This window comes from Pseudomonas citrullilanati (genome assembly GCF_030580855.1).
GTDB lineage: Bacteria > Pseudomonadota > Gammaproteobacteria > Pseudomonadales > Pseudomonadaceae > Aquipseudomonas > Aquipseudomonas citrulli.
Genome location: NZ_JAUQOP010000021.1, coordinates 16,253 through 39,107, shown reverse-complemented (window position 1 = coordinate 39,107; position 22,855 = coordinate 16,253). Strand labels below are relative to the sequence as shown.

The window sequence follows — 22,855 nt, the reverse complement described above, 5'->3', positions numbered from 1 at the left end:
CTGAATTTGAAGGCCCTATCGCGAGCAAGCTCGCTCCCACGGGGTTCGGTGGTGTTCATGGCCTCGCGAACACCGGAAATCCATTGTGGGAGCGAGCTTGCTCGCGATGCTTTTTAAGGGTGCCATGCACCGCTTCAATGCACTACGAACCGCAATGGCCCATGCGCTACAAGCCCCACCCCATCGACATGCCCCGAAAAAACCAGCTCAATTAAAAGCAAAAGCCCCGCAATACGGGGCTTTTCGCCTCACTAACAGCTTTTTTGTGACAAACCATTTAAACCTGGCACGCCCCCTGCAATAACCCAATCACTACCCAGTTTCGGGGACCTTGGTACAGGCAGGCCGGGGAATCCCCATTTTTCAACGGGCTCCAAGGAGCCCACCGTTTTGGGGGCCTTGATACAGGCAGGTCAAGGTTTCCCTTCTTTATACCCAGGGCTGGCCCCCATGGCCGCCCTCCCGTTTTGGGAACCCTGGTACAGGCAGGCCGGGGATTCCCTCTTTTATTGCTCCTGGAGACGAACCTCCAGCCGCCAGCGGTCATCCACCTCGCTGCCGGACCACGCCCCGCGCAATGGCCGCGCCGCCACCAGCGTCAGCAACAAGCCCTTGTCGCTCAAGCGCACCCGCCAGTTCACGTCCTTGCCGTTGAGCTTGAGCTGGCCGTTCTGTGGCCGGCCTTCGGCTTCGAACAGCAGCGCTACCGAACCGTCGATGACTTCGCCGTGCAGTTTCGGCTCCCTGTCGAACCAGGCCACCAGGGCACTGTCGGTCGTCTCGATTCGTTGCAGCACGACCGGCTCGGGCGTGGTCAGGCGCCCGATCATCAACCCGACCATCATGCCGACAATCGCCAGGGAACCCATCACCCGAGGCATTAGCTTCGAACGTTGATCGGTTTGCGGCGTAGAATGCCGCTCATCTTCATCTGCGGAGCCGTGCATGTTTCACGTCATCCTTTTTCAACCGGAAATTCCGCCGAATACCGGCAACGTCATCAGGCTGTGCGCCAACAGTGGCTGCCACCTGCATCTGATCGAACCGCTGGGCTTCGACATGGACGACAAGCGTCTGCGTCGCGCCGGCCTCGACTACCACGAGTATGCCACCTTGCAGCGCCATGCCGACCTTGCCAGCTGTCTGGAAAGCCTCGGGCATCCACGGCTGTTCGCCTTCACCACCAAGGGTTCGCGGCCTTTCCATGACGCAAGCTTCGTCGCGGGCGATGCGTTCCTGTTCGGCCCGGAAAGCCGTGGCCTGCCGGCCGACGTGCTCGACGCCCTGCCAGCGGACCAGCGCCTGCGCCTGCCGATGCGCGAAGGCTGCCGCAGCCTGAACCTGTCCAACACCGTGGCGGTGGCGGTTTATGAGGCGTGGCGGCAGAACGGCTTCGCTTGAGTTTCAGCCTGCTAGAAACACCTGTGGGAGCGAGCCTGTGGGAGCCGAGCTTGCTCGCGATGAGGTCGACACGGTTCAACTGCAAAACCGCGTCATCGTTCATCGCGAGCAAGCTCGGCTCCCACAGGGCTCGCTCCCACAGGTTTTGTATCTGGCTGACAGCGCCGTTTACTGAACGCTCGCGCCGCCTTCCTGCTGCATGCGCTGCAGTTCCTGCGCGTACAGGGCATCGAAGTTCACCGGCGCCAGCATCAGGGCCGGGAAGGAACCGCGGGTCACCAGGCTGTCCAGGGTTTCACGGGCGTACGGGAACAGGATGTTCGGGCAGAACGCGCCCAGGGTGTGGCTCATCGAAGCGGCATCGAGGTTCTTGATCAGGAAGATCCCGGCCTGTTGCACTTCGGCGATGAACGCCACTTCTTCGCCGTTCTTCACGGTTACCGACAGGGTCAGCACCACTTCGTGGAAGTCGTCTTCCAGGGCCTTCTGGCGGGTGTTCAGGTCCAGGCCGACGCTCGGTTCCCACTGCTGGCGAAAGATCGCCGGGCTTTTCGGGGCTTCAAAGGACAGGTCGCGGACATAAATGCGCTGCAAGGAGAATTGCGGTGCGGCTTCTTCTTCGCTGGCAGCTGTGTTTTGTTGGTCAGTCATCGCAGATCCTTCTTACTTTCAGGTGCTTGAGTAGGGAATTCAGGCCTGGAGCAACGCATCGAGCTTGCCGGCGCGCTCCAGGGCGAACAGATCATCACAACCGCCCACGTGGGTGCTGCCGATCCAGATCTGCGGGACGGACGTACGCCCGGCCTTGCGGGTCATTTCGGCGCGCACTTGCGGCTTGCCGTCGACCTTGATCTCTTCGAACGCCACCCCTTTGTTCTGGAGCAGGAACTTGGCTCTGGAGCAATAGGGGCAGTAATCGCTGGAATAGACAACGACGTGGGTCATCTCACTTCACCAGGGGCAGGTTGTCGGCTTTCCAGCTGGCAACGCCACCGGAGAGCTTGGCAGCGGTGAAGCCGGACTTCATCAGTTCACGGGCATGGGTGCCGGCGTGCTGGCCCTGGGCATCGACCAGGATGATGGTCTTGGCCTTGTGTTTTTCCAGCTCGCCGATACGCGCGCTCAATTTGTCCTGGGGAATGTTCACCGCGCCGACAATGTGACCGGTGGCGTATTCCTTGCTCGGACGGATATCCACCACCACGCCGGCGTCCTTGTTGACCAGCGCGGTCAGCTCGCCAGTGCTCAGGCTGCGCCCGCCGCCCTGCATCGTATGGGCGATCAGCAATGCCAGCAGTACGACGAAGATACCGACGAGAATGTAGTGGTTAGTGGCAAATTCAATCAGGTGAGCAACCATCGAAGGAGGTTCCAGGGCGTTAAAATGTCGGCCAGTATACACAGCACGCAAGGCCGGCCAAACCCCGCCCGGCGGTGACGGCACCGGAACTTACCTTTAAACTGCCCGTCCCTTTTCCATCGTCTTCTTTTAACCCGCCACGAGTGGATTCCATGACTACCACGCCTAAACCTTTGGTCCTGATGATTCTCGACGGCTTCGGTCACAGTGACAGCCACGAATCCAACGCCGTGTATTCGGCCAACAAGCCTGTGCTGGACCGCCTGTGGGCCACCGTGCCGAACGGGCTGATCTCTGGCAGCGGCATGGATGTCGGCCTGCCGGACGGGCAGATGGGCAACTCCGAAGTCGGCCACATGAACCTCGGCGCCGGCCGCGTGGTGTACCAGGACTTCACCCGCGTGACCAAATCGATTCGCGACGGCGAGTTCTTCGAGAACCCGACCATCTGCGCGGCGGTGGACAAAGCCGTGGCCGCCGGCAAGGCCGTGCACTTCATGGGCCTGCTGTCCGACGGTGGCGTGCACAGCCACCAGGACCACCTGGTGGCCATGGCCGAACTGGCCTTCAAGCGTGGCGCCGAGAAGATCTACCTGCACGCGTTCCTGGATGGGCGCGACACCCCGCCGAAAAGCGCCACCTCCTCGATCGAGCTGCTGGACGCTACCTTCCAGGCCCTCGGCAAGGGCCGTATCGCCAGCCTCGTCGGGCGCTACTACGCCATGGACCGCGACAACCGCTGGGACCGCGTCGCCCAGGCCTACAACCTGATCGTCGACGGCCAGGCCGAATTCCATGCCGCCACCGCCCAGGAAGGCCTGCAAGCGGCCTACGAGCGCGGTGAAAGCGACGAATTCGTCAAGGCCACCACGATCGGTGAGCCGGTCAAGGTCGAGGACGGCGACGCCGTGGTGTTCATGAACTTCCGCGCCGACCGTGCCCGCGAGCTGACCCGGGTGTTCGTCGAGGACGACTTCAAGGAGTTCGAGCGCGCACGCCAGCCCAAGCTGGCCGGTTTCGTCATGCTGACCCAATACGCCGCCAGCATCCCGGCCCCCTCGGCCTTCGCCGCCGGCAGCCTGGACAATGTGCTCGGCGACTACCTGGCGAAGAATGGCAAGACCCAGCTGCGCATCGCCGAGACCGAAAAGTACGCCCACGTGACGTTCTTTTTCTCGGGCGGCCGTGAGGAGCCCTTCCCGGGCGAAGAACGCATCCTGATCCCATCGCCGAAGGTCGCCACCTACGACCTGCAACCGGAGATGAGCGCGCCGGAAGTGACCGACCGCATCGTCGACGCCATTGAAAACCAGCGTTACGACGTGATCGTGGTCAACTATGCCAACGGCGACATGGTCGGCCACAGCGGCGTGTTCGACGCCGCGGTCAAGGCCGTCGAATGCCTGGACACCTGCGTGGGTCGCATCGTCGACGCCTTGGAAAAGGTCGGCGGCGAAGCGCTGATCACCGCCGACCACGGCAACGTCGAGCAGATGTCTGACGAATCCACCGGCCAGGCCCACACGGCCCACACCACCGAGCCGGTGCCGTTCATTTATGTCGGCAAGCGTGACTTCAAGGTCCGCGAAGGCGGCGTCCTGGCGGACGTGGCGCCGACCATGCTGATGCTGCTGGGCATGCAAAAACCGGCGGAAATGACCGGGACTTCGATCCTGGTCTGATTGATCCATCAATCGCCGAAAACCCTGTGGGAGCAAAGCTTGCTCGCGATAGCAATCCAACAATCTACATTTTCGTTGGATGTGCTGGCGTCATCGCGAGCAAGCTTTGCTCCCACAGGGGGTTGGCGGAAAATGAGTGCCCTCCACCACTCCAGTTATCACACAGCCCCAAATGGGCGTTTTTTTTGCAGCGTGGGGCGGGCATACTAGGCCGTCCCTTTCCCTGGTATCACCCGCCTCTATGCTTCGCGTCCTGATAGCCCTCGCTCTGACCTGCCTGCTCCAACCGGCCTTTGCCGACGAGCGCGCGCAAACCCAACAGCAGTTGGAAGCCACGCGCCAGGACATTGCCGAGCTGAAGAAACTGCTGGGCAAGCTGCAGGAAGAGAAATCCAGCGTCCAGAAGGACCTGCGCGGCACCGAGACCGAGATGGGCAAGCTGGAAAAGCAAGTGGAAGCCCTGCAGAAAGAGCTGAAGAAAAGCGAATCCGAGCTGCAGCGACTCGATGGGGAGAAAAAAAAACTCCAGGGCGCGCGCACTGAACAGCAACACCTGATCGCCATCCAGGCCCGTGCGGCCTACCAGAACGGCCGCCAGGAGTACCTCAAGCTGCTGCTCAACCAGCAGAACCCCGAGAAATTCGCCCGCACCCTCACTTATTACGACTACCTGAGCCAGGCACGCCTGGAACAGCTCAAGAGTTTCAACGAAACCCTGCGTCAACTGGCCAATGTCGAAAAAGACATCGAGCTGCAGCAAGCTCAGTTGCTGGTGCAGAAAAGCAGCCTCGACACCCAGCGCGAAGAACTCGAGAAGGTGCGCAAGGAACGCCAGGTGGCCCTGGCCAAGCTCAATGACGACGTGAAGGCCCGCGACAGCAAGCTCAAGGCCCGCGAGCAGGACCAGGCCGAGCTGGCAAACGTACTCAAGACCATCGAGGAAACCCTGGCCCGCCAGGCTCGCGAGGCAGAAGAAGCGCGCCAGAAAGCGCTGATCGCCCAGCAGGAAGCCGAAAAAAAGCGCTTGCGTGAAGCCCAGGCCGAGGCGGACTCGGACGAGGCGCCCCGCAAGACCGCCAGGTCCAGCCCCGGCGCACTGGTTTCCAGCGACGGCGAGACCTTCGGTGGCGCTTTTGCTTCGGCGCGAGGCAAACTTCCATGGCCGGTCAATGGTCGATTACTGGCACGCTTCGGTGAAACCCGCGGCGACGACACCCGCACCAAGTGGGACGGCGTGATGATCAGCGCCTCCGCCGGCAGCCAGGTGCATGCCGTGCACGGCGGGCGCGTGGTGTTCGCCGATTGGCTGCGCGGTGCCGGCCTGCTGGTGATCCTGGATCACGGCAACGGTTACCTGAGCCTGTATGGCCACAACCAGACGCTGCTCAAGTCGGCCGGGGATGTGGTCAAGGCCGGCGAGTCCATCTCCACGGTCGGCAACAGCGGCGGGCAGGATACGCCAGCGCTGTATTTCGCTATTCGTCAGCAGGGTCGCCCCAGCGACCCGGCCCAATGGTGTCGTGCGCAAGGATAAGCGCACCCATCCACTTAAGGAGTTCGTTCGACATGCTGCATTTGTCCCGTCTCACCTCGCTGGCCCTGACGATCGCCCTTGTGATCGGCGCGCCCCTGGCTTTCGCCGCCGAACCGGCGCCCTCGGCACCCGCTGCCACGGCTGCGACCACCAAGGCCCCGTTGCCCCTGGACGAATTGCGCACGTTTGCCGAAGTCATGGACCGGATCAAGGCCGCCTATGTCGAGCCGGTGGATGACAAGATGCTGCTGGAGAACGCCATCAAGGGCATGCTCAGCAACCTGGATCCACACTCGGCCTACCTGGGGCCCGAGGATTTCGCCGAGTTGCAGGAAAGCACCAGCGGCGAGTTCGGCGGCCTGGGCATCGAGGTCGGCAGCGAAGACGGCTTCGTCAAGGTGGTCTCGCCCATCGACGACACGCCTGCTTCCAAGGCCGGCATCCAGGCGGGCGACTTCATCGTCAAGATCAACGGCCAGCCGACCCGCGGCCAGAGCATGACCGAAGCCGTGGACAAGATGCGCGGCAAGATCGGCCAGAAGATCACCCTGACCCTGGTGCGCGACGGCGGCACGCCGTTCGACGTGACCCTTACGCGGGCGGTCATCCAGGTCAAGAGCGTCAAGAGCCAGTTGCTGGAGTCGGGCTACGGCTACATTCGCATCACCCAGTTCCAGGTCAAGACCGGCGAAGAAGTCGCCAAGGCCCTGGCCAAGCTGCGCAAGGACAACGGCAAGAAACTCAATGGCCTGGTCCTGGACCTGCGCAACAACCCCGGCGGCGTGCTGCAATCGGCGGTGGAAGTGGTCGATCACTTCATCACCAAGGGCCTGATCGTCTACACCAAGGGTCGCATCGCCAACTCCGAGCTGCGCTTCTCGGCCACCGGCAACGACCTGAGCGAGGCCGTGCCGCTGGTGGTGCTGATCAACGGCGGCAGCGCCTCGGCCTCGGAAATCGTCGCCGGCGCCCTGCAAGACCAGAAACGCGGTGTCGTCATGGGCACCACCAGCTTCGGCAAGGGCTCGGTGCAAACCGTCCTGCCGCTGAACAATGATCGCGCCCTGAAAATCACCACCGCGCTGTACTTCACGCCCAATGGCCGCTCCATCCAGGCCCAGGGCATCGTTCCGGACATCGAGGTGCGCAAGGCCAAGATCACCAACGAGCAGGACAGCGAATACTTCAAGGAAGCCGACCTGCAAGGCCACCTGGGCAATGGCAACGGCGGCGCCGACAAACCGACCGGCTCCGGTGCCAAGGCCAAGCCGATGCCGCAGGATGATGATTACCAGCTGGCCCAGGCCTTGAGCCTGCTCAAAGGGTTGAACATCACCTCCGGCCGCTGAGATGGGCCGGCGCTTCATCCTCGGCCTGTTGTGCTGCCTGGCGAGCGCGGCCTTTGCCGCGCCCGCGCCTTCCGCGCACAAGGCCTACCTGAGCCTGATCATCGACGACCTGGGGCAGAACCTGCCCCGGGATCGCCAGGTACTGGCCCTCCCCGGCCCGGTCACCGCCGCGATCATGCCCGACACCCCCCATGCCGCCGAATTCGCCCGCGAGGCCCACCGCGCCGGCAAGGTCGTCATGTTGCACATGCCCATGGACCCCGCCACCGGGCCGTTCGCCTGGCATCCGGACTTGCCCATCGAGGAGCTCGGCAAACGCCTCGACGCCGCCTTCGCGGCCGTGCCCTACACCAGCGGAATCAACAACCACATGGGCAGCCGCATGACCGCCCAACCCCAGGCCATGGCGTGGTTGATGGCGAACCTTCAGCAGCGGCATAAATTCTTCGTCGACAGCCGCACCAGCGCCCAGACCGTCGCGGCCGCCGAGGCGCAGAAGATCGGCCTGGCCAGTGTGTCGCGGGACGTTTTCCTCGATGACGAACGCACTGAAGCCGCCATCGCCCACCAGCTCCAGACCGCCATCGACCTGGCCCGACGGCAGGGCTCGGCGGTGATGATCGGCCATCCCTACCCGCAGACCCTGGCCGTGCTCGGACGCGAACTGCCCCGGCTCAAGGCCCAGGGCATCGAATGGATCGACATCAAGTCGATGATCAGCCTGCGCAGCAACCGGGCGATGGCCGGGCATGGGAAGGACGGGGTTTATCGGTAGCGGCTGGGTCCTGTCTCAAACCGAGTCGCCGTCATCGTCGGATCGCCGCCCGGAGCAAGCTCGCTCCCACAGGGATCGGGGCTGATTGCAGGATTAGCGCTCACCACAAATCCTTTGTGGGAGCGAGCTTGCTCGCGATGGCGATGGCTCGGCGAGCGCTGCCTTAGAGATACCGCGCCATGATCGCGTCCACTTCACCTTCCTTGCGCAATTCATCCAGGGCCTTTTGGAGCCGGGCGACCACGTCGTCAGGCACGTCCTTGTTCAACGCCAGGTACAACTCGGCACTGTTGAAGCGCAGGACGGTCTTGAGGTCGCTCACCCCTTCCTGGCGGGCCAGGTAGCGCCCGGCCGGGTCGCCGGTGGCCCACAGGTCGATCTGGCCGTTGACCAGCTTCCTCGCGTTGTCCTGGTCACGCAGCACGACGATAGGGTTCAGCCCCTGCTTGCTCAGGGTTTCGGCAATGGCGTCGCCCTTGTAGGCTCCGATCCGGTACTTGCGCGCCTGCTCCAATGAATCGAGGGCAATCTTGCTGTCTGCCTTGGCGAGCATGATCCAGTCGTCCGGGCCGATGGGGCCGACCCACTTGAAGCGTTTTTCCCGCTCGGGCAGGCGCGCCATGACGAATACCCCATAACCGGGGTTCTCCAGGGCGAGCTTGTAGATCCGCTCCCAAGGGAAACGCAGCGTCAGGCTGTAGGAGATGTCGGCGCGCTTGAAGATCTCGCGGACGATGTCCACGGCAATGCCCTGGATGTTCTCATCCTGGGCGAAGTTCTTGCCGTTCTTGGCCATGTTGTACGGTGGGAAGTTTTCCGTCAGCAGCACCAGCGAGGTGTCGGCGGCGCGGGCCGAGCCTGCGAGTAGCAACGTGGCGCCGGCAAGGGCAAGAACGAGGCATTTGAGCATGTCGGGCTACCGCAATCCATGGTGTGCCCAAGAGTGCCTTGGGCCCGCCATGGTGTCCAGCGGTCAGCGAATGCAGATACCGCGCTGGGCCATGTAGGCCTTGGCTTCCGGCACCGTGTATTCGCCAAAGTGGAAGATGCTCGCCGCCAGCACCGCGCTGGCATGGCCTTCCAGGATGCCGTCGGCCAGGTGCTGCAGGTTGCCGACGCCGCCGGAGGCGATCACCGGGATGCCCAGGGCATCGCTGATGGCACGGGTCACCCCCAGGTCGAAGCCATTCTTCATGCCGTCCTGGTCCATGCTGGTCAACAGGATCTCGCCGGCGCCCAGGCCTTCCATCTTCTTCGCCCATTCAACGGCGTCGAGACCGGTGGGTTTGCGCCCACCGTGGGTGAAGATTTCCCAGCGCGGGGTTTCGCCCGGGCCGGAGACTTTCTTCGCGTCGATGGCGACGACGATGCATTGCGAGCCGAAGTGCTGGGCCGCTTCACCGACGAATTCGGGGTTGAACACCGCCGCCGTGTTGATCGAGACCTTGTCCGCCCCGGCATTGAGCAGGTTGCGGATGTCCTGCACGGTGCGCACGCCACCGCCCACGGTCAGCGGGATGAACACCTGGCTGGCCATGCGCTCGACGGTGTGCAGCGTGGTATCGCGGCCGTCGACGCTGGCCGTGATGTCGAGGAAGGTAATCTCGTCCGCGCCCTGTTCGTCGTAGCGACGGGCGATTTCCACCGGGTCGCCGGCGTCACGGATGTTCTCGAACTTGACGCCCTTGACCACCCGGCCGTTGTCCACGTCCAGGCAAGGGATGATGCGTTTGGCCAGCGCCATGGGGAGTCCTCAGCCTTTATAGGAATCGCAGAAGGCCTGGGCCTCGGCGACGTCCAGGGTGCCTTCGTAGATCGCGCGACCGGTGATCGCGCCGATGATGCCCGGCGCCTTCGCGTCGAGCAGCGCCTTGATGTCACCCAGGTTATGGATGCCACCGGAAGCGATCACCGGAATCTTCGTGGCGGCGGCCAGGGCGGCGGTGAACGGGACATTGCAGCCCTGCATCATGCCGTCCTTGGCGATGTCGGTGTAGACGATGGCCGACACACCGTCGGCTTCGAAACGCTTGGCCAGGTCGATCACCTGGACGCTGCTGACTTCGGCCCAACCGTCGGTGGCGACGAAGCCGTCCTTCGCGTCCAGCCCCACAATGACCTTGCCCGGGAAGGCGCGGCAGGCTTGCGCGACGAACTCAGGCTCTTTCACCGCCTTGGTGCCGATGATCACGTAGCTCACGCCCGCCTTGACGTAGTGCTCGATGGTTTCCAGCGAGCGGATGCCGCCGCCGATCTGGATCGGCAGGGTCGGGTAGCGCTTGGCAATGGCCGTGACCACTTCGCCATTGACCGGCTGGCCTTCGAAGGCGCCGTTGAGGTCGACCAGATGCAGGCGACGGCAGCCGCCCTCCACCCACTTGGCGGCCATGCTCACCGGGTCATCGGAAAACACCGTGGAGTTTTCCATGCGGCCCTGGCGCAGACGGACGCAAGCGCCGTCCTTGAGATCGATAGCGGGGATAATCAGCATCTGGCAAACCTTCAAATACGAATATTCAGCTTGGCTCGAAAATCAGTTTTTCTCGAGCGCCCACAAGTCGCTTTCGATGCTTTCGAACCTTTCTTTAAGGTGCGCCTGCACATCGAAAATCGCCCTGTTGTAATAGTGCGGAGCAATTTCGCGGGTAAACAGGTCAAGAATTTCCGCCGCTTCGAACGAACCCAGGTCCAGTTCGAAACGCGCCTCCATGAACCGCTGGATCTTGCGGTTCGCTTCACTCTCCTGCTCGGGCGTGAGGGTGAGGATCGGCGGTTTCTTGCGGGCCATTACCAGCGACCGTCCCACGCCGCGAAATTCTGCAGCAACTGCAGGCCATGGGTATGGCTCTTCTCCGGGTGGAACTGCACGGCGAAGCGCGAGCCGTCGGCCAGGGCAGCGGCGAAATCGACGCCATAGTGACCGCTGCCCACCACCTGCCGGGCGTTGCCGGCGGCAATGTAATAGCTGTGCACGAAATAAAAGCGCGCCAGGTCCGGGATGCCGTGCCACAGCGGGTGGTCCACCGTCTGCTTCACCTCGTTCCAGCCCATGTGCGGCACCTTCAGGTGCTCGCCGTCTTCATGCAGGTCCTTGCCGAAGAACTTCACCTGGCCTGGAAACATGCCGATGCAATCGACGCCATCGTTTTCTTCGCTGCGTTCGAGCAAGGCCTGCATGCCCACGCAAATGCCCAGGAATGGACGGTCCTGGCTGACTTCCTGTACCAGCGAGTCGAAGCCCAGGCGACGAATCTCGGCCATGCAGTCGCGAATCGCGCCCACGCCGGGAAAGACCACCCGGTCGGCTTCGCGAATCACGTCGGCATCACTGGTGATCAGCACCTTGCCGGCACCTACGTGTTCGAGGGCCTTGGCCACCGAGTGCAGGTTGCCCATGCCGTAGTCGATAACCGCGACCGTCTGCATTACAGGACGCCCTTGGTCGAGGGCATCTGCCCGGCCATGCGGTCATCGAGTTCCACGGCCATGCGCAGCGCGCGGCCGAAAGCCTTGAACACGGTTTCGATCTGGTGGTGGGTGTTGTGCCCGCGCAGGTTGTCGATGTGCAACGTCACGTTGGCGTGGTTGACGAAGCCCTGGAAGAATTCCTGGAACAGGTCGACGTCGAAGCCGCCGACGGTGGCGCGGGTGTACGGCACGTGCATCTGCAGGCCCGGACGACCGGAGAAGTCGATCACCACCCGCGACAACGCTTCATCGAGCGGCACGTAGGCGTGGCCGTAGCGACGGATGCCCTTCTTGTCGCCGATGGCCTGGGTGAACGCCTGTCCCAGGGTGATACCGACGTCTTCGACGGTGTGGTGGTCGTCGATATGCAGGTCGCCCTTGCTGACGATGTCCAGGTCGATCAGCCCGTGACGGGCGATCTGGTCCAGCATGTGCTCAAGAAAAGGCACGCCGATATCAAACCGGGCCTTTCCGGTGCCATCCAGGTTGATCGAGGCTTTGATCTGGGTTTCCAGAGTGTCGCGCTCGACAGACGCCTTACGTTCGGCCATCACCAGCTCCGCAAAATCATTGGGCGAAAAAGGCAGCCATTATAGGGGCGCGAGCGGCAAACAGAAACACGAGAGGTGATATCGCTGACGGGTTGCTGCCTGCCCTGTCGGGGCTAGACATGTCCATACAAGCAATTTTCCATCACCCCGAATAAAATGTGGGAGCGGGCTTGCTCGCGAAAGCGGCGTATCAGTCAACATCATCGTGAACTGACACACCGCTTTCGCGAGCAAGCCCGCTCCCACAGGATTTGCCCTTGCCTTGGCGGCTCGGGCAAACGGCTTAGTGGAACAATACTGCTGTCTTCTGCAGGGTCACCCACACGCCCCACGCCAGCGGAATGCCCACCACCAGCCAGGCGGCGATCGCCAGGAGCTTGGTGCCCGGTGCGGCTTTCCATTCCAGCGAGGTGGTGCTGTCGGCACCCTTGTCATGGCCCAGCGCCTGCTCGGCGGCCAGTTCGGCGTCGGTCATGAAGTACTTGTCGGCGACTGGGCGGACCATCAGGTTGCACAGGAAGCCCAGTACCAGCAGGCCGGCGAGGATGTACAAGGTGATGTCGTAGGCCGCGGCGCGTTCGACGCCGATGCTCAGTTGATATTCACGCAGGTAGTTCACCAGTACCGGGCCCAGCACGCCAGCCGCGGCCCAGGCGGTCAACAGGCGACCATGGATCGCGCCGACCATTTGCGTACCGAACAGGTCCGCCAGGTAGGCCGGCACGGTGGCGAAACCACCGCCGTACATCGACAGGATGATGCAGAACGCCGCCACGAACAGCGCGACGCTGCCCAGGTGACCGAGGTTCGGGATCAGCGCATACAGGGCAACGCCCAGGGCGAAGAACACGAAATAGGTGTTCTTGCGACCCAGGTAGTCCGAGAAGGACGCCCAGAAGAACCGGCCGCCGATGTTGAACAGGCTCAACAGGCCCGTGAAGCCGGCAGCGATGGCTGCGATCTGGCCCAGTTGCGCAGCGTCCAGTTGGCCAAACGGCAGGTCATTGCCCAGCAGCTTGCCACCGAACACTTCCTGCAACAGTGGCGACGCCATGCCCAGGATGCCGATACCGGCGGATACGTTCAGGCACAGCACCAGCCACACCAGGCGGAACTGAGGGGTTTTCCAGGCGACGTTCACGTGAACGTGGCGGTGGGTGATCATCGCATTCGCGGCTTTCTTCGGCGCCGGGGTCCAGCCTTCAGGCTTCCAGCCGGTCGGCGGAACGCGGTACGACAGGGCGCCACCGATCATGAACACGAAGTAGATCGCCGCCATGACCAGGAAGCTCTGCCAGACACCCACGTCGGTTGGCGAAGCGAAATGGTTCATCAGCGCCGCGGCCAGCGGGGCACCTACCATCGCGCCGCCACCAAAGCCCATGATCGCCATGCCGGTCGCCATGCCGCGCTTGTCCGGGAACCACTTGATCAGCGTGGACACCGGGGAAATGTAGCCCAGGCCCAGGCCGATGCCACCGATCACCCCGGAACCGACCCACATCAGCCAGATCTGGTGGGTATAGATACCCAGCGCGGAAATCAGCAGGCCACCGCACCAGCACAATGCCGATACGACGCCGGCCTTGCGCGGCCCGGCGTGTTCCAGCCAGCCACCCCAGATGGCTGCCGAGCAACCCAGGAAGATGAAGAACAGGGTGTAGATCCAGCCGAGCATCGAGATCGGCCAGTCACACTGGGACGAGAAGACTTGCGAGATGAAGCTCATGTCCGGCGCGCAGGCTACCGGCTTGGTCACGCCCAAGGCCTTGGACAGTGGCAACCAGAACACCGAGAAGCCATAGGCCATGCCGATGCACAGGTGGATGGCCAGCGCGGCCGGTGGAACCAGCCAACGGTTGAAACCGGGCTTGGCGATGATGCGTTCCTTGGAGAGGAACGCAGGCTGGTCGGCAACGCCGCCGGCCGTGATGCTCGTGCTCATTGTGTATCCCCCAATTATTAGAATGGTTCACCAGCCACGCATCACCCTCAGCCTTCATTGCACGCAGGCATGGCTGTATTTTCCGGTGAAGCTCCATAGTAGTGCGACATCAAGCCGCAGAAGGACGGCGAACGGACGAAAGGTTACCACTTGCTGGTGACAGAAAAACCAAAGTGACATCACCTTTTTCACGTCATTTGTCTTATCGCGCCGATGCCGGGTTTCTGTAGGGTGCTAATCATTTATTTTTCACCTGGCCAGCCTGCAATGGCCGACGGGCCAGGGGGTCGCCCACGATCGGCCAACGCACCCGCCATTCACGGCGTTATACTCCCAGGCTGAATTTCGAACTCAACCTATAAGGATTCGCCCATGAAAGCGTTCGGCAAAATCCTGGGTCTGGTACTTCTCGGGCTGTTGCTGATCATTGTGGCCCTGGGCTTCGCCCTGACCCACCTCTTCGATCCCAACGACTACAAGGAAGAAATCCGCCAGATAGCCCGCGACAAAGCCCACATTGAGCTGACCCTCAATGGCGACATCGGCTGGAGCCTGTTTCCATGGCTGGGTCTGGAATTGCACGAAGCCAGCGTGGCGACCCTGGCCAACCCGAAGCAACCGTTCGCCGACCTGCAGATGCTGGGCCTGTCGGTGCGGGTCCTGCCGCTGCTGCGCCGCGAAGTGCAGATGAGCGATGTGCGGGTCGAAGGCCTGAACCTGCGCCTCAACCGCGACAAGAACGACCACGGCAACTGGGAAGACATCGGCAAGGTGCCCGCCACGACCACGGCGAGCGCACCGACACCGGCACCGACTGAACAGCCGTCGCCATCGGCCAGCTCGACGCCGGACAAACCGGCCCAGCCGACCCGCCTGGACATTGACAGCCTGACGGTGAACAACGCCCGGGTCGAATACACCGACGAACAGACCGGCAAGCAATTCACCGCCGAGAGCATCCAGCTGAGCACCGGCGCGGTCCATGACTCCACCAACATCCCGGTCACCCTCACGGCCTTCCTGTCCAGTAACCAGCCGGCCGTGCGCGTGCGCACCGAAGTCACCGGCGAACTGCGTTTCGAACGCGCCCTGCGACGCTACAAGTTCGAAGACCTGAAACTGTCCGGCGAAGTCACGGGCGACCCGTTGCAGGGCAAGACCCTGAATTTCGCCGCCCAGGGCCAACTGTTCCTCGACAAGGCCGCCAACGTCGCCGAATGGACGGGCATCAAGCTGTCGCTCAACCAACTGCGCGCCCTGGGCGAATTGAAGGTGAATGACCTCGACAAGACCCCGCAACTCAATGGCGCCCTGTCCATCGCCCAGTTCGACCTGGCGAACTTCGTCGACAGCATCGGCCAGAAACTGCCGGCCATGGCCGAAGGCAGCCTGGGCAAGGTCGAGCTGGTCAGCCGCATCGCCGGCACGCCGACCAGTGTCGAGTTCAACAACATCAACCTGAAGGTCGATGACAGCAGCTTCAGCGGGCGCATTGCCGTGGAGGATTTCGCCAAGCAGTCCCTGCGGGCGCAGCTCAAGGCCGACACATTCGACGTCGACCGCTACCTGCCGCCAAAATCCGCCGAGGCCGACAGTTCCAAGGCGGCCCGCGAGGCCGAGGTCAGCAGTACCGAAGCCAGCGCCATGGCAGGCGCCGGCACCACCCCGCTGCCCAGCGCGCCGACCCAGGGCGCCTGGAGCAACGACCGGCTGTTTCCCGTGGAACGCCTGGGCAAGCTGGACCTTGACGCCGACCTGACCTTCGGCCAACTGACCCTCGACAAGCTGCCGATCCAGAATGCCGCGCTCAAGGCCACGGGCCTGGGTGGGCTGCTGACCCTGGAGAACCTGCGCGGCGATCTGTACAACGGCAACTTCGAGGCCAACGGCACCCTGGACGTGCGCCAGCCAACACCGCAGTTGAGCCTGCAAACCCGCATCAACCGGGTGCCGGCCGAGAAGATCATCGAAAGCCAGGGCAAGAATCCGCCGGTCAAGGGCCTGGTCACGCTCAACAGCGCAGTGACCGCCAGCGGCAACAGCCAGAAAGCCCTGATCGACAGCCTCAACGGCAACGCCGGGTTCGTCATCAACGACGGCGTGCTGCTCAATGCCAACCTCGAACAGCAACTGTGCAAAGGCATCGCCACCCTCAACCGCAAGACCCTCAGCGGCGAGCCCCGGGGCAAGGACACGCCGTTCCAGCAGCTCAACGGCAACCTGACCTTCCATAACGGCGTGGCCAGCAACCCGGACCTGAAGGTGCGCATCCCCGGCATGACGGTCAACGGCAACGGCGATATCGACCTGCGGGTGCTGGGCATGGACTACCACGTCGGGATCATCGTCGAAGGCGACAAGAGCGACATGCCCGACCCGGCCTGCCAGGTGAACGAGCGCTACGTCGACATCGAATGGCCGTTGCGCTGCCGTGGCCCGCTGGAGTTGGGCGCGAAGGCCTGCCGACTGGACAACGAAGGGATGGGCAAGGTCGCAGCGAAACTGGCCGGCGACCGCCTCGAAGACAAGATCGACGAAAAGCTGGGCGACAAGGTCAGCCCTGAATTGAAAAATGCGCTCAAGGAGCTGTTCAAGCGATGACCGCCGAGCAATTTTCCAGCGCCGTGCTGGAGTGGTTCGACCGCCACGGACGCCACGACCTGCCCTGGCAACAGGGCATCACGCCGTATCGCGTGTGGGTGTCGGAGATCATGTTGCAACAGACCCAGGTCAGCACCGTGCTCGGCTACTTCGACCGGTTCATGGCCTCGCTGCCGACCGTCCAAGCCCTGGCCGCGGCGCCGGAGGACGAAGTCCTGCACCTGTGGACCGGGCTGGGCTACTACACCCGCGCGCGCAACTTGCAGAAAACCGCGAAGATAGTCGTCGATCAATACGGCGGCGAGTTCCCTCGTGACGTCGAGAAACTCACCGAGCTGCCGGGCATCGGCCTGTCCACTGCCGGCGCCATCGCCAGCATCAGCATGGACCTGCGCGCGCCGATCCTCGACGGCAACGTCAAGCGGGTGCTGGCACGCTTCACCGCCCAGGAAGGCTACCCCGGCGAACCCAAGGTGGCCAGGCAGCTCTGGGCCACCGCCGAACGCTTCACGCCCCAGGATCGGGTCAATGCCTACACCCAGGCGATGATGGACCTGGGGGCGACCCTCTGCACTCGCAGCAAGCCCAGTTGCCTGCTCTGCCCGCTGAAAAAGGGCTGCGAAGCCCACCTGCTGGGCCTGGAAACCCGCTACCCGATTCCCAAGCCGCGCAAGGAGGTGCCGAAGAAACGCACCTTGATGCCGATGCTCGCCAACCGTGAAGGCGCGATCCTGCTTTATCGTCGCCCTTCCACCGGCTTGTGGGGCGGCCTGTGGAGCCTGCCGGAGCTCGACGACCTCGATGACCTGCAGCACCTGGCCCTCCAACATTCGCTGGAGCTGGGCAACCAACAGGAACTGCCGAGCCTGGTGCACACCTTCAGCCACTTCCAGCTGGCGATCGAGCCCTGGCTGGTCCAGGTCCGGGAAACCGGCCATCACGTGGCCGAGGCCGACTGGCTCTGGTATAACCTCGCCACCCCGCCGCGCCTGGGCCTCGCCGCCCCGGTCAAGACCTTGCTCGAACGCGCGGCCGCCGTATTGAACGCAGGAGAGTTGCAATGACCCGCACCATCATGTGCCGCAAGTACAAAGAAGAACTCGAAGGCCTGGAACGCGCACCTTTCCCGGGCGCCAAGGGCCAGGACATCTACGACAATGTCTCGGCCAAGGCCTGGGGCGACTGGCAAAAACACCAGACCCTGCTGATCAACGAAAAACGCCTGAACATGATGAACGCCGAAGACCGCAAATACCTTCAGGGCGAAATGGACAAGTTCTTTTCCGGCGAAGACTACGCCAAGGCCGAAGGCTACGTACCGCCATCGGAGTAAGCCGCACAGACCGGGGGTGAATCGTAAGCGACGGTAATAATTAAATATTTTTTGATAACGTGCTTGACGCCCCCCTGAAAAACCCGTTTAATGCGCCCCGTTGCCCAGATAGCTCAGTCGGTAGAGCAGGGGATTGAAAATCCCCGTGTCGGCGGTTCGATTCCGTCTCTGGGCACCACTAATACCGAAAACCCCTGATTCCGCAAGGTCTCGGGGGTTTTTACTTTTTGGAGTTGCTGTAACCCGTCACGCATGAGTACACATGGCGGGTACACGATGGGATTTATGGCACAACCTTGGAAAGATCCCCGCACCGGGACCTACTACATTCCGCCGCCGTATCCCGAAGGACATTAAGCCGCTCCTTCCTGAGGCAGGCGAGACCTACAAGCGCACCTTGGGCACTAAAGATACCCGCGAGGCAAAGACCCGTTTTGCAGCTGCATGGGGTCAATCCGAAGAGTTCTTCCTGAACATTCGCCTCCAGCTTTCCGGCGCTCACACCCCTACCCTTCAAGATGCTATTCAGCTCGCCGCGAGATGGGCGAAGGCTGAGCTCGACCATATGGAATCCACCGGAAGATTTGAGGGGTATCTCATAGGCTCTGAAGATGTAGGCCACGAGACCCTGCGCGACCACTTCAGCATCAGAAGCCCAAAAGCCCTACTGGGCCCCGATGGGCTGGAGTCACGCGCTCGACAGCACCTCGATCAAACGGTAGCCGATGAGCTGGCGAAGGCTTCACTGCCAATGCCTTTGCCCGGTACGCCCTTCCACAAGTATCTGTACGAAGCATTCTTGGCGCAGCATCTGGAGCTGTCCGAGATTGCCTACAAGCGCCACTACGGTAATTACTCTGCGGTCTTTGAGCTTCCCCACGAAGCTCCCCTGAGTATCGACAGGATCAAGCCAGAGAGCCCAGCAGAGACGCTTTCAGTGGTCTTCGAGCACTGGTCACGTAATCACCGCCACATGGGTGATGGGAAGCGCGACGTCGAAAAGACCGCAGGGGAATACCAGACCACAATCGTTCGATTCGTTGAGCTGCTGGGCGACCTTCCGGTTAAACAGATCAAGCGCAAGACCATTGAAGAGTTTTATGGCCTGCTTCGCCAGATGCCTTCCAAAGGTGAAGGCCTTAAAGCGCTCAACGCACACGAGCAGATTGCCCGAGCAAAACAGCTTGAGTTGCCTTTGCTGAGTAGCGCCACGATCAAGAACAAGCTGATGGGGCTTTCTTCGGTCCTGGCCTACGCAGTGAAGATGGAATACATCACCGAGAACCCAGTGGTCGCGTCAGGCATCACGAAGTCATTGCGAAAAGCGAGCGCCAAGCAATCACGCACCGCGACTCGGAAAGGCTACACCCAAGCGGAGCTCATCAAGGTTTTCTCCAGTCCGCTGTTCAAAGGCGAATGGGCCGCTCCTCGGGCATCGTTTGGGGAAGCTTGGAAATGGCTACCTCTCCTGCTCTGCTACACAGGCGCTCGACGGGAAGAGATTGCCCAGATGAAAGCCAATGAGGTCCGCAAGTCCGAAGACGGCATCTGGTACTTGGACCTTCTTGGGATCTCTGAGGACGGATCAGATGACGACAGAACCTTGAAGACTAAGGGAAGTCACCGCTTGGTTGCTATCCATCAGGACCTCATCGACCTTGGCTTCTTGGATTACGTCGAGGACCTACCCGCCACAGGCCAGCTATTCCCGGCCCTCAAGCCGAATCCTACTGGCTGGTACGGGCATAACTTCGGGAAACGATGGGGCGTGTACCTGCGTGACGTTGCCGAGCTTGAGACGCCTGTAAGTCCCTCCATGGATTCCGCCACAGCTTCAAGACCATGTGTCGAGAGGCAGGCATCCCAGAAGAAACCCACGACGCAATCACCGGACATGATGATGGCTCTATAAGTCGGAGCTACGGCGAGCGCCATTTACTAAAGACCCAACAGGATCATATGGCCCGTTTGCCGCGCATTGCGGTCCTCGCAGGGCTTCTGCCGGAGCGCTCTTAACGATTACAGAAAGGGCGCTTGGACGGCAGAAAAGTAGCCGTGCGATTACAGTAGCTTTCGGCGCATCGTTTGTTAACATCGGTCTGCCTCGCCTGCTTGCTGGTGCAGCCGCCTCACAGCACTGAACCAAGTATTACAGACGCCAGCCATCTCTCTTCGGAGCTTGCTGTGCGGGTCGCGACCAAGATCGCCGTTAAGGCTTCGAGGTCTCCCGGTGGTAAAGAGCGTCACTCGACTGCTGCGTCACTAACCGTAACTCTGTCTGCACGTTGGGGTCACCAGACGGTTAGCAGCTTTATTTTCAGGGTGGAGTTCGGTGTTCGGCCGCATGGCGCGCGCTTGACCGCGAGATCCAAAAAGGTACGATTTGTACCTCAGCGGCATCTTCGAGGTACATCATGCGACCATGCAAAAACGTGCCAACTTGGCGCATGGGGCGGGATTGACCGCGAGATCTAAAAAGCTGCGATTTATCGTGTCTTGGCGGAATTTCTGAGGGAAATCATGCTTTCATGCAAAAACGTGCCAACTTGGCGCACGCCGCATCGCGATTATTCGTGACTGCGCTCAGCCTCGCCTGCTTGCTGGTGCAGCCGCCTCACAGCACTGAACCAAGTATTACAGACGCCAGCCATCTCTCTTCGGAGCTTGCTGTGCGGGTCGCGACCAAGATCGCCGTTAAGGCTTCGAGGTCTCCCGGTGGTTGAAGGTCCCCTGTAGCAGTTGGGTGAGAGTTCACTGGTGCTCCCAACAAACAAGGAGTTTTCTTTGGCAACGCCGCTATACCGTCGGATCTACAGCATGGAGTCGCTGCATTCGGCCTGGAGAAAGGTTAAAAGCAGCGCCCTATCTTCTACATCCGAAACTATCCGAAATGAAGCTAAAGACTTCGAGAGCCGCCTCCCTAAGTCGCTTTCCGAAATCCAACGCGCACTATCCAAGAAAACTTTCACCTTCAAGCAGCAGACAGGCGTGGCAAAAACCAAAGCCAACGGTAGCTCACGACCCATTGTGCTTTCACCCATACCCAACCGAATCGTTCAGCGTGCTCTACTTGAAGCCTTGCAGACGCGCATTAAGTTCGTAAAGGACGCTCTGGCAACCCCGACCAGCTACGGCGGCATTCCAACCAAAAGTGTCGCTATGGCAATAAACGATGCCAAATTGGCTATCTCCGGTGGAGCGGCCTTCCATATCCGGTCTGACATTGCAGAGTTCTTTACGAAAATCGATAAGGCCCGAGTGATGGGGTTGGTGGCACCTCATATCAAATGTCCTGACACGGTGGCCTTGTTACAAGCTGCGATCACAACAGACCTTGCAAACATTGATGTACTGCGACGGCAGGGTCTTGATGAGATTTTCCCTCTTGGGGCGGAAGGCGTGGCTCAAGGCTCGCCACTGTCGCCGCTCATAGCCAATTTGTATCTGCACGACTTCGACAAAACCATGAACACTGGTGAAGTAATTTGCCTCCGCTACATCGATGACTTCCTGATTCTTGGGAAGGATAGGAGCTGCGTAACCCGAGCTTTCAACAAAGCACTGAAAGAGCTCGCGAAGCTTTCGCTGAAGGCATATTCACCCTCGGCAACAAGCGGCAAAGCTTCAAGCGGCTCAACGTCAGACGGGTTTGATTTCTTGGGTTGCTATGTTTCGCCGGGGTTAGTGCAGCCATCGAAAGGCACGAGAGACAAGTTTAAGAAACGAATAGCATCCGAAATGGAGGCATCGCTCCGCGTTATGAAGGCCAGCATTGAAGTCGGAGTAATTTCCCCAAAAGCGACCTATTCGGGCGCGCTACAAAATCTTGACCGAGTGATCCTCGGCTGGGGGAAGGCATTCTCATTTTGCAGCAATGGTCATTGGATAAAGGGCTTGGACGATTACATATCAAATCAGCTGGCCCTGTACGAAGCTGAAAAAGCGAAGCTCTTTGCGAGGGCAAACGGCACTGCTCGGCGCAGGATGCTTGGAGTAAGACTTCTTTCGGAGCTTCACTCAGAGCGTCTCGAGCCTCACGGGGCTTCTGCCTAAACGCTCTTAACGATTACAGATAGGGCAATCGGACAGAGAGGGGTAGTTGTGCTCAGCCGAACTAACAGCCCTCCTCAAATACTCCCGGCGCTTGCCGTCAGAGGTCGACTGCCTTGAGCTTCATAGCCCGCTGAACAGTTGCCGTGCTGGCACCCGTGGCCCTTGAGGTTTCCCGCAGACCCATTCCCTTGCCCAGACACTCCAGAATACGCTGGTGCTTGTCCTGATCGACCCCACGCCCCTTGTAAGCGCCTTGGTCCTTCGCCTTCTTAATGCCATCCATCTGGCGACGGCGACGGTCCTCGTAGTCCTTCCGGGCGACCGCTGCGAGCATGTCCAAGAGCATGTCGTTGATGGCCCCAAGCATCCTTGATGTAAAAGTGTCCAACGCTCCGCTCCCCTGCGCCATGAACTGGTGCGAGGTAGGCAAATCAAGCGAGACCACTCGGACCTCTTTGTCCTTGATGATCCCTCGAAGCTTCTGCCAGTCGGCTTCTGTGAGGCGCGAAAGCCGGTCTACCTGTTCGACCAAGAGGACATCACCGGGATGCGCATCGGACAACAATCGGAACAGCTCAGGACGCTGGAGGGTGGCACCACTTTCGTTTTCGGTGTAGCAGGCCGCTATCCGCTGCCCATGATCCTGTGCGAAGGCAGTGAGTTGGTCCTTAGCCCGGTGGGCATCTTGGTCGTTGGTAGAGGCCCGAAGGTAAGCACGGATGAACATCGAGAACCGCCCTGTAGTCGTTTAGGTGTGGTCACCATATGCGTGGTCGCTATAGTCGTCAACACCAACTAAACAA

22 protein-coding genes and 1 tRNA gene are annotated in these 22,855 nt (G+C 61.2%); 11 read left to right on the top strand and 12 right to left on the bottom strand.

Going from position 1 to position 22,855, the window contains the following annotated elements; translation table 11 throughout:
* Positions 1 to 506: 506 nt before the first annotated feature.
* Entirely contained in the window at positions 507 to 947 is a 441-nt protein-coding gene (locus tag Q6A48_RS15285) for a hypothetical protein (protein ID WP_304554940.1), read from the bottom strand.
* Here Q6A48_RS15285 and trmL point away from each other — a divergent pair.
* Positions 946 to 1,401: a tRNA (uridine(34)/cytosine(34)/5-carboxymethylaminomethyluridine(34)-2'-O)-methyltransferase TrmL gene (gene trmL / locus Q6A48_RS15280; protein WP_014336108.1), complete on the top strand. Its 456-nt coding sequence runs from the start codon at positions 946 to 948 to the stop codon at positions 1,399 to 1,401. The genes Q6A48_RS15285 and trmL overlap by 2 nt on opposite strands.
* Positions 1,402 to 1,569: 168 nt before the next feature.
* Here trmL and secB read toward each other — a convergent pair whose 3' ends face one another.
* From secB to Q6A48_RS15265, 3 genes are read right to left on the bottom strand one after another with little or no spacing between them, the layout of a single operon-like run.
* Complete coding sequence (gene secB / locus Q6A48_RS15275) at positions 1,570 to 2,052, bottom strand: protein-export chaperone SecB (protein ID WP_304554939.1); 483 nt, start codon at positions 2,050 to 2,052, stop codon at positions 1,570 to 1,572.
* A gap of 39 nt (positions 2,053 to 2,091) precedes the next feature.
* Positions 2,092 to 2,346: a glutaredoxin 3 gene (gene grxC / locus Q6A48_RS15270; protein ID WP_304554938.1), complete on the bottom strand. Its 255-nt coding sequence runs from the start codon at positions 2,344 to 2,346 to the stop codon at positions 2,092 to 2,094.
* Position 2,347: 1 nt separating this feature from the next.
* Positions 2,348 to 2,761: a rhodanese-like domain-containing protein gene (locus Q6A48_RS15265; RefSeq protein ID WP_304554937.1), complete on the bottom strand. Its 414-nt coding sequence runs from the start codon at positions 2,759 to 2,761 to the stop codon at positions 2,348 to 2,350.
* Positions 2,762 to 2,913: 152 nt separating this feature from the next.
* Here Q6A48_RS15265 and gpmI point away from each other — a divergent pair, with 152 nt between their 5' ends.
* From gpmI to Q6A48_RS15245, 4 genes are all read left to right on the top strand, one after another.
* Complete coding sequence (gene gpmI / locus Q6A48_RS15260) at positions 2,914 to 4,443, top strand: 2,3-bisphosphoglycerate-independent phosphoglycerate mutase (protein ID WP_304554936.1); 1,530 nt, start codon at positions 2,914 to 2,916, stop codon at positions 4,441 to 4,443.
* Between the two features lie 241 nt (positions 4,444 to 4,684).
* The gene (locus Q6A48_RS15255) at positions 4,685 to 5,977 is read left to right on the top strand and encodes a murein hydrolase activator EnvC family protein (protein ID WP_304554935.1); all 1,293 of its coding nucleotides are present in this window, start codon (positions 4,685 to 4,687) and stop codon (positions 5,975 to 5,977) included.
* A 32-nt stretch (positions 5,978 to 6,009) separates the two neighbouring features.
* Positions 6,010 to 7,326 (top strand): S41 family peptidase, encoded by a 1,317-nt coding sequence (locus Q6A48_RS15250; protein ID WP_304554934.1) that lies wholly within the window; start codon positions 6,010 to 6,012, stop codon positions 7,324 to 7,326.
* Between the two features lies 1 nt (position 7,327).
* Entirely contained in the window at positions 7,328 to 8,101 is a 774-nt protein-coding gene (locus tag Q6A48_RS15245) for a divergent polysaccharide deacetylase family protein (RefSeq protein WP_304554933.1), read from the top strand.
* Between the two features lie 163 nt (positions 8,102 to 8,264).
* Here Q6A48_RS15245 and Q6A48_RS15240 read toward each other — a convergent pair whose 3' ends face one another.
* The 7 genes from Q6A48_RS15240 to Q6A48_RS15210 all read right to left on the bottom strand — a co-directional run bounded on the left by Q6A48_RS15240 (position 8,265) and on the right by Q6A48_RS15210 (position 14,065).
* Positions 8,265 to 9,011 (bottom strand): substrate-binding periplasmic protein, encoded by a 747-nt coding sequence (locus tag Q6A48_RS15240; RefSeq protein WP_304554932.1) that lies wholly within the window; start codon positions 9,009 to 9,011, stop codon positions 8,265 to 8,267.
* 63 nt (positions 9,012 to 9,074) lie between these two features.
* Entirely contained in the window at positions 9,075 to 9,845 is a 771-nt protein-coding gene (hisF, locus tag Q6A48_RS15235) for an imidazole glycerol phosphate synthase subunit HisF (RefSeq protein ID WP_186613228.1), read from the bottom strand.
* Positions 9,846 to 9,854: 9 nt separating this feature from the next.
* On the bottom strand, positions 9,855 to 10,592 hold the full coding sequence (hisA, locus tag Q6A48_RS15230) for a 1-(5-phosphoribosyl)-5-[(5-phosphoribosylamino)methylideneamino]imidazole-4-carboxamide isomerase (protein WP_304554931.1): 738 nt from the start codon (positions 10,590 to 10,592) through the stop codon (positions 9,855 to 9,857).
* Positions 10,593 to 10,634: 42 nt separating this feature from the next.
* Complete coding sequence (locus tag Q6A48_RS15225; protein ID WP_304554930.1) at positions 10,635 to 10,889, bottom strand: DUF2164 domain-containing protein; 255 nt, start codon at positions 10,887 to 10,889, stop codon at positions 10,635 to 10,637.
* The gene (gene hisH / locus Q6A48_RS15220; RefSeq protein ID WP_304554929.1) at positions 10,889 to 11,527 is read right to left on the bottom strand and encodes an imidazole glycerol phosphate synthase subunit HisH; all 639 of its coding nucleotides are present in this window, start codon (positions 11,525 to 11,527) and stop codon (positions 10,889 to 10,891) included. Before hisH ends, Q6A48_RS15225 begins: the two co-directional genes overlap by 1 nt.
* Complete coding sequence (hisB, locus tag Q6A48_RS15215; protein ID WP_024778052.1) at positions 11,527 to 12,120, bottom strand: imidazoleglycerol-phosphate dehydratase HisB; 594 nt, start codon at positions 12,118 to 12,120, stop codon at positions 11,527 to 11,529. Before hisB ends, hisH begins: the two co-directional genes overlap by 1 nt.
* Before the next feature lie 283 nt (positions 12,121 to 12,403).
* Entirely contained in the window at positions 12,404 to 14,065 is a 1,662-nt protein-coding gene (locus tag Q6A48_RS15210; RefSeq protein ID WP_304554928.1) for an OFA family MFS transporter, read from the bottom strand.
* 372 nt (positions 14,066 to 14,437) lie between these two features.
* Between Q6A48_RS15210 and Q6A48_RS15205 the strand changes: the two genes are divergently transcribed.
* The 6 genes from Q6A48_RS15205 to Q6A48_RS15180 all read left to right on the top strand — a co-directional run bounded on the left by Q6A48_RS15205 (position 14,438) and on the right by Q6A48_RS15180 (position 22,052).
* Positions 14,438 to 16,666 (top strand): AsmA family protein, encoded by a 2,229-nt coding sequence (locus Q6A48_RS15205; protein ID WP_304554927.1) that lies wholly within the window; start codon positions 14,438 to 14,440, stop codon positions 16,664 to 16,666.
* Positions 16,663 to 17,730 carry an A/G-specific adenine glycosylase gene (gene mutY / locus Q6A48_RS15200; protein ID WP_304554926.1) on the top strand — a complete coding sequence of 356 codons (1,068 nt, stop codon included), beginning with the start codon at positions 16,663 to 16,665 and terminating at the stop codon, positions 17,728 to 17,730. Before Q6A48_RS15205 ends, mutY begins: the two co-directional genes overlap by 4 nt.
* Positions 17,727 to 17,999: an oxidative damage protection protein gene (locus tag Q6A48_RS15195; protein ID WP_304554925.1), complete on the top strand. Its 273-nt coding sequence runs from the start codon at positions 17,727 to 17,729 to the stop codon at positions 17,997 to 17,999. The genes mutY and Q6A48_RS15195 overlap by 4 nt, the downstream gene beginning before the upstream one ends.
* Positions 18,000 to 18,101: 102 nt before the next feature.
* Positions 18,102 to 18,177: transfer RNA gene (locus tag Q6A48_RS15190), tRNA-Phe, on the top strand.
* A gap of 84 nt (positions 18,178 to 18,261) precedes the next feature.
* Positions 18,262 to 19,911, top strand: coding sequence for a site-specific integrase (locus Q6A48_RS15185; RefSeq protein ID WP_304554924.1), 1,650 nt, complete (start codon positions 18,262 to 18,264; stop codon positions 19,909 to 19,911).
* Between the two features lie 905 nt (positions 19,912 to 20,816).
* Positions 20,817 to 22,052 carry a reverse transcriptase domain-containing protein gene (locus tag Q6A48_RS15180; RefSeq protein ID WP_304554923.1) on the top strand — a complete coding sequence of 412 codons (1,236 nt, stop codon included), beginning with the start codon at positions 20,817 to 20,819 and terminating at the stop codon, positions 22,050 to 22,052.
* Between the two features lie 97 nt (positions 22,053 to 22,149).
* Here Q6A48_RS15180 and Q6A48_RS15175 read toward each other — a convergent pair whose 3' ends face one another.
* On the bottom strand, positions 22,150 to 22,779 hold the full coding sequence (locus tag Q6A48_RS15175) for a recombinase family protein (RefSeq protein WP_304554922.1): 630 nt from the start codon (positions 22,777 to 22,779) through the stop codon (positions 22,150 to 22,152).
* Between the last annotated feature and the right edge of the window lie 76 nt (positions 22,780 to 22,855).

Excerpts from the sequence above, each read along its gene's own strand:
- Q6A48_RS15255 (WP_304554935.1), top strand. The coding sequence starts at position 4,685 with ATGCTTCGCGTCCTGATAGCCCTCGCTCTGACCTGCCTGCTCCAACCG.
- Q6A48_RS15210 (WP_304554928.1), bottom strand. The coding sequence starts at position 14,065 with ATGAGCACGAGCATCACGGCCGGCGGCGTTGCCGACCAGCCTGCGTTC.
- Q6A48_RS15175 (WP_304554922.1), bottom strand. The coding sequence starts at position 22,779 with ATGTTCATCCGTGCTTACCTTCGGGCCTCTACCAACGACCAAGATGCC.
- Q6A48_RS15195 (WP_304554925.1), top strand. The coding sequence starts at position 17,727 with ATGACCCGCACCATCATGTGCCGCAAGTACAAAGAAGAACTCGAAGGC.
- hisB (WP_024778052.1), bottom strand. The coding sequence starts at position 12,120 with ATGGCCGAACGTAAGGCGTCTGTCGAGCGCGACACTCTGGAAACCCAG.
- hisF (WP_186613228.1), bottom strand. The coding sequence starts at position 9,845 with ATGGCGCTGGCCAAACGCATCATCCCTTGCCTGGACGTGGACAACGGC.
- secB (WP_304554939.1), bottom strand. The coding sequence starts at position 2,052 with ATGACTGACCAACAAAACACAGCTGCCAGCGAAGAAGAAGCCGCACCG.
- grxC (WP_304554938.1), bottom strand. The coding sequence starts at position 2,346 with ATGACCCACGTCGTTGTCTATTCCAGCGATTACTGCCCCTATTGCTCC.
- Q6A48_RS15205 (WP_304554927.1), top strand. The coding sequence starts at position 14,438 with ATGAAAGCGTTCGGCAAAATCCTGGGTCTGGTACTTCTCGGGCTGTTG.
- hisH (WP_304554929.1), bottom strand. The coding sequence starts at position 11,527 with ATGCAGACGGTCGCGGTTATCGACTACGGCATGGGCAACCTGCACTCG.
- Q6A48_RS15250 (WP_304554934.1), top strand. The coding sequence starts at position 6,010 with ATGCTGCATTTGTCCCGTCTCACCTCGCTGGCCCTGACGATCGCCCTT.
- trmL (WP_014336108.1), top strand. The coding sequence starts at position 946 with ATGTTTCACGTCATCCTTTTTCAACCGGAAATTCCGCCGAATACCGGC.
- Q6A48_RS15240 (WP_304554932.1), bottom strand. The coding sequence starts at position 9,011 with ATGCTCAAATGCCTCGTTCTTGCCCTTGCCGGCGCCACGTTGCTACTC.
- Q6A48_RS15285 (WP_304554940.1), bottom strand. The coding sequence starts at position 947 with ATGCACGGCTCCGCAGATGAAGATGAGCGGCATTCTACGCCGCAAACC.
- gpmI (WP_304554936.1), top strand. The coding sequence starts at position 2,914 with ATGACTACCACGCCTAAACCTTTGGTCCTGATGATTCTCGACGGCTTC.
- Q6A48_RS15180 (WP_304554923.1), top strand. The coding sequence starts at position 20,817 with ATGGAGTCGCTGCATTCGGCCTGGAGAAAGGTTAAAAGCAGCGCCCTA.
- hisA (WP_304554931.1), bottom strand. The coding sequence starts at position 10,592 with ATGCTGATTATCCCCGCTATCGATCTCAAGGACGGCGCTTGCGTCCGT.
- Q6A48_RS15185 (WP_304554924.1), top strand. The coding sequence starts at position 18,262 with ATGGCGGGTACACGATGGGATTTATGGCACAACCTTGGAAAGATCCCC.
- Q6A48_RS15265 (WP_304554937.1), bottom strand. The coding sequence starts at position 2,761 with ATGGTTGCTCACCTGATTGAATTTGCCACTAACCACTACATTCTCGTC.
- mutY (WP_304554926.1), top strand. The coding sequence starts at position 16,663 with ATGACCGCCGAGCAATTTTCCAGCGCCGTGCTGGAGTGGTTCGACCGC.
- Q6A48_RS15245 (WP_304554933.1), top strand. The coding sequence starts at position 7,328 with ATGGGCCGGCGCTTCATCCTCGGCCTGTTGTGCTGCCTGGCGAGCGCG.
- Q6A48_RS15225 (WP_304554930.1), bottom strand. The coding sequence starts at position 10,889 with ATGGCCCGCAAGAAACCGCCGATCCTCACCCTCACGCCCGAGCAGGAG.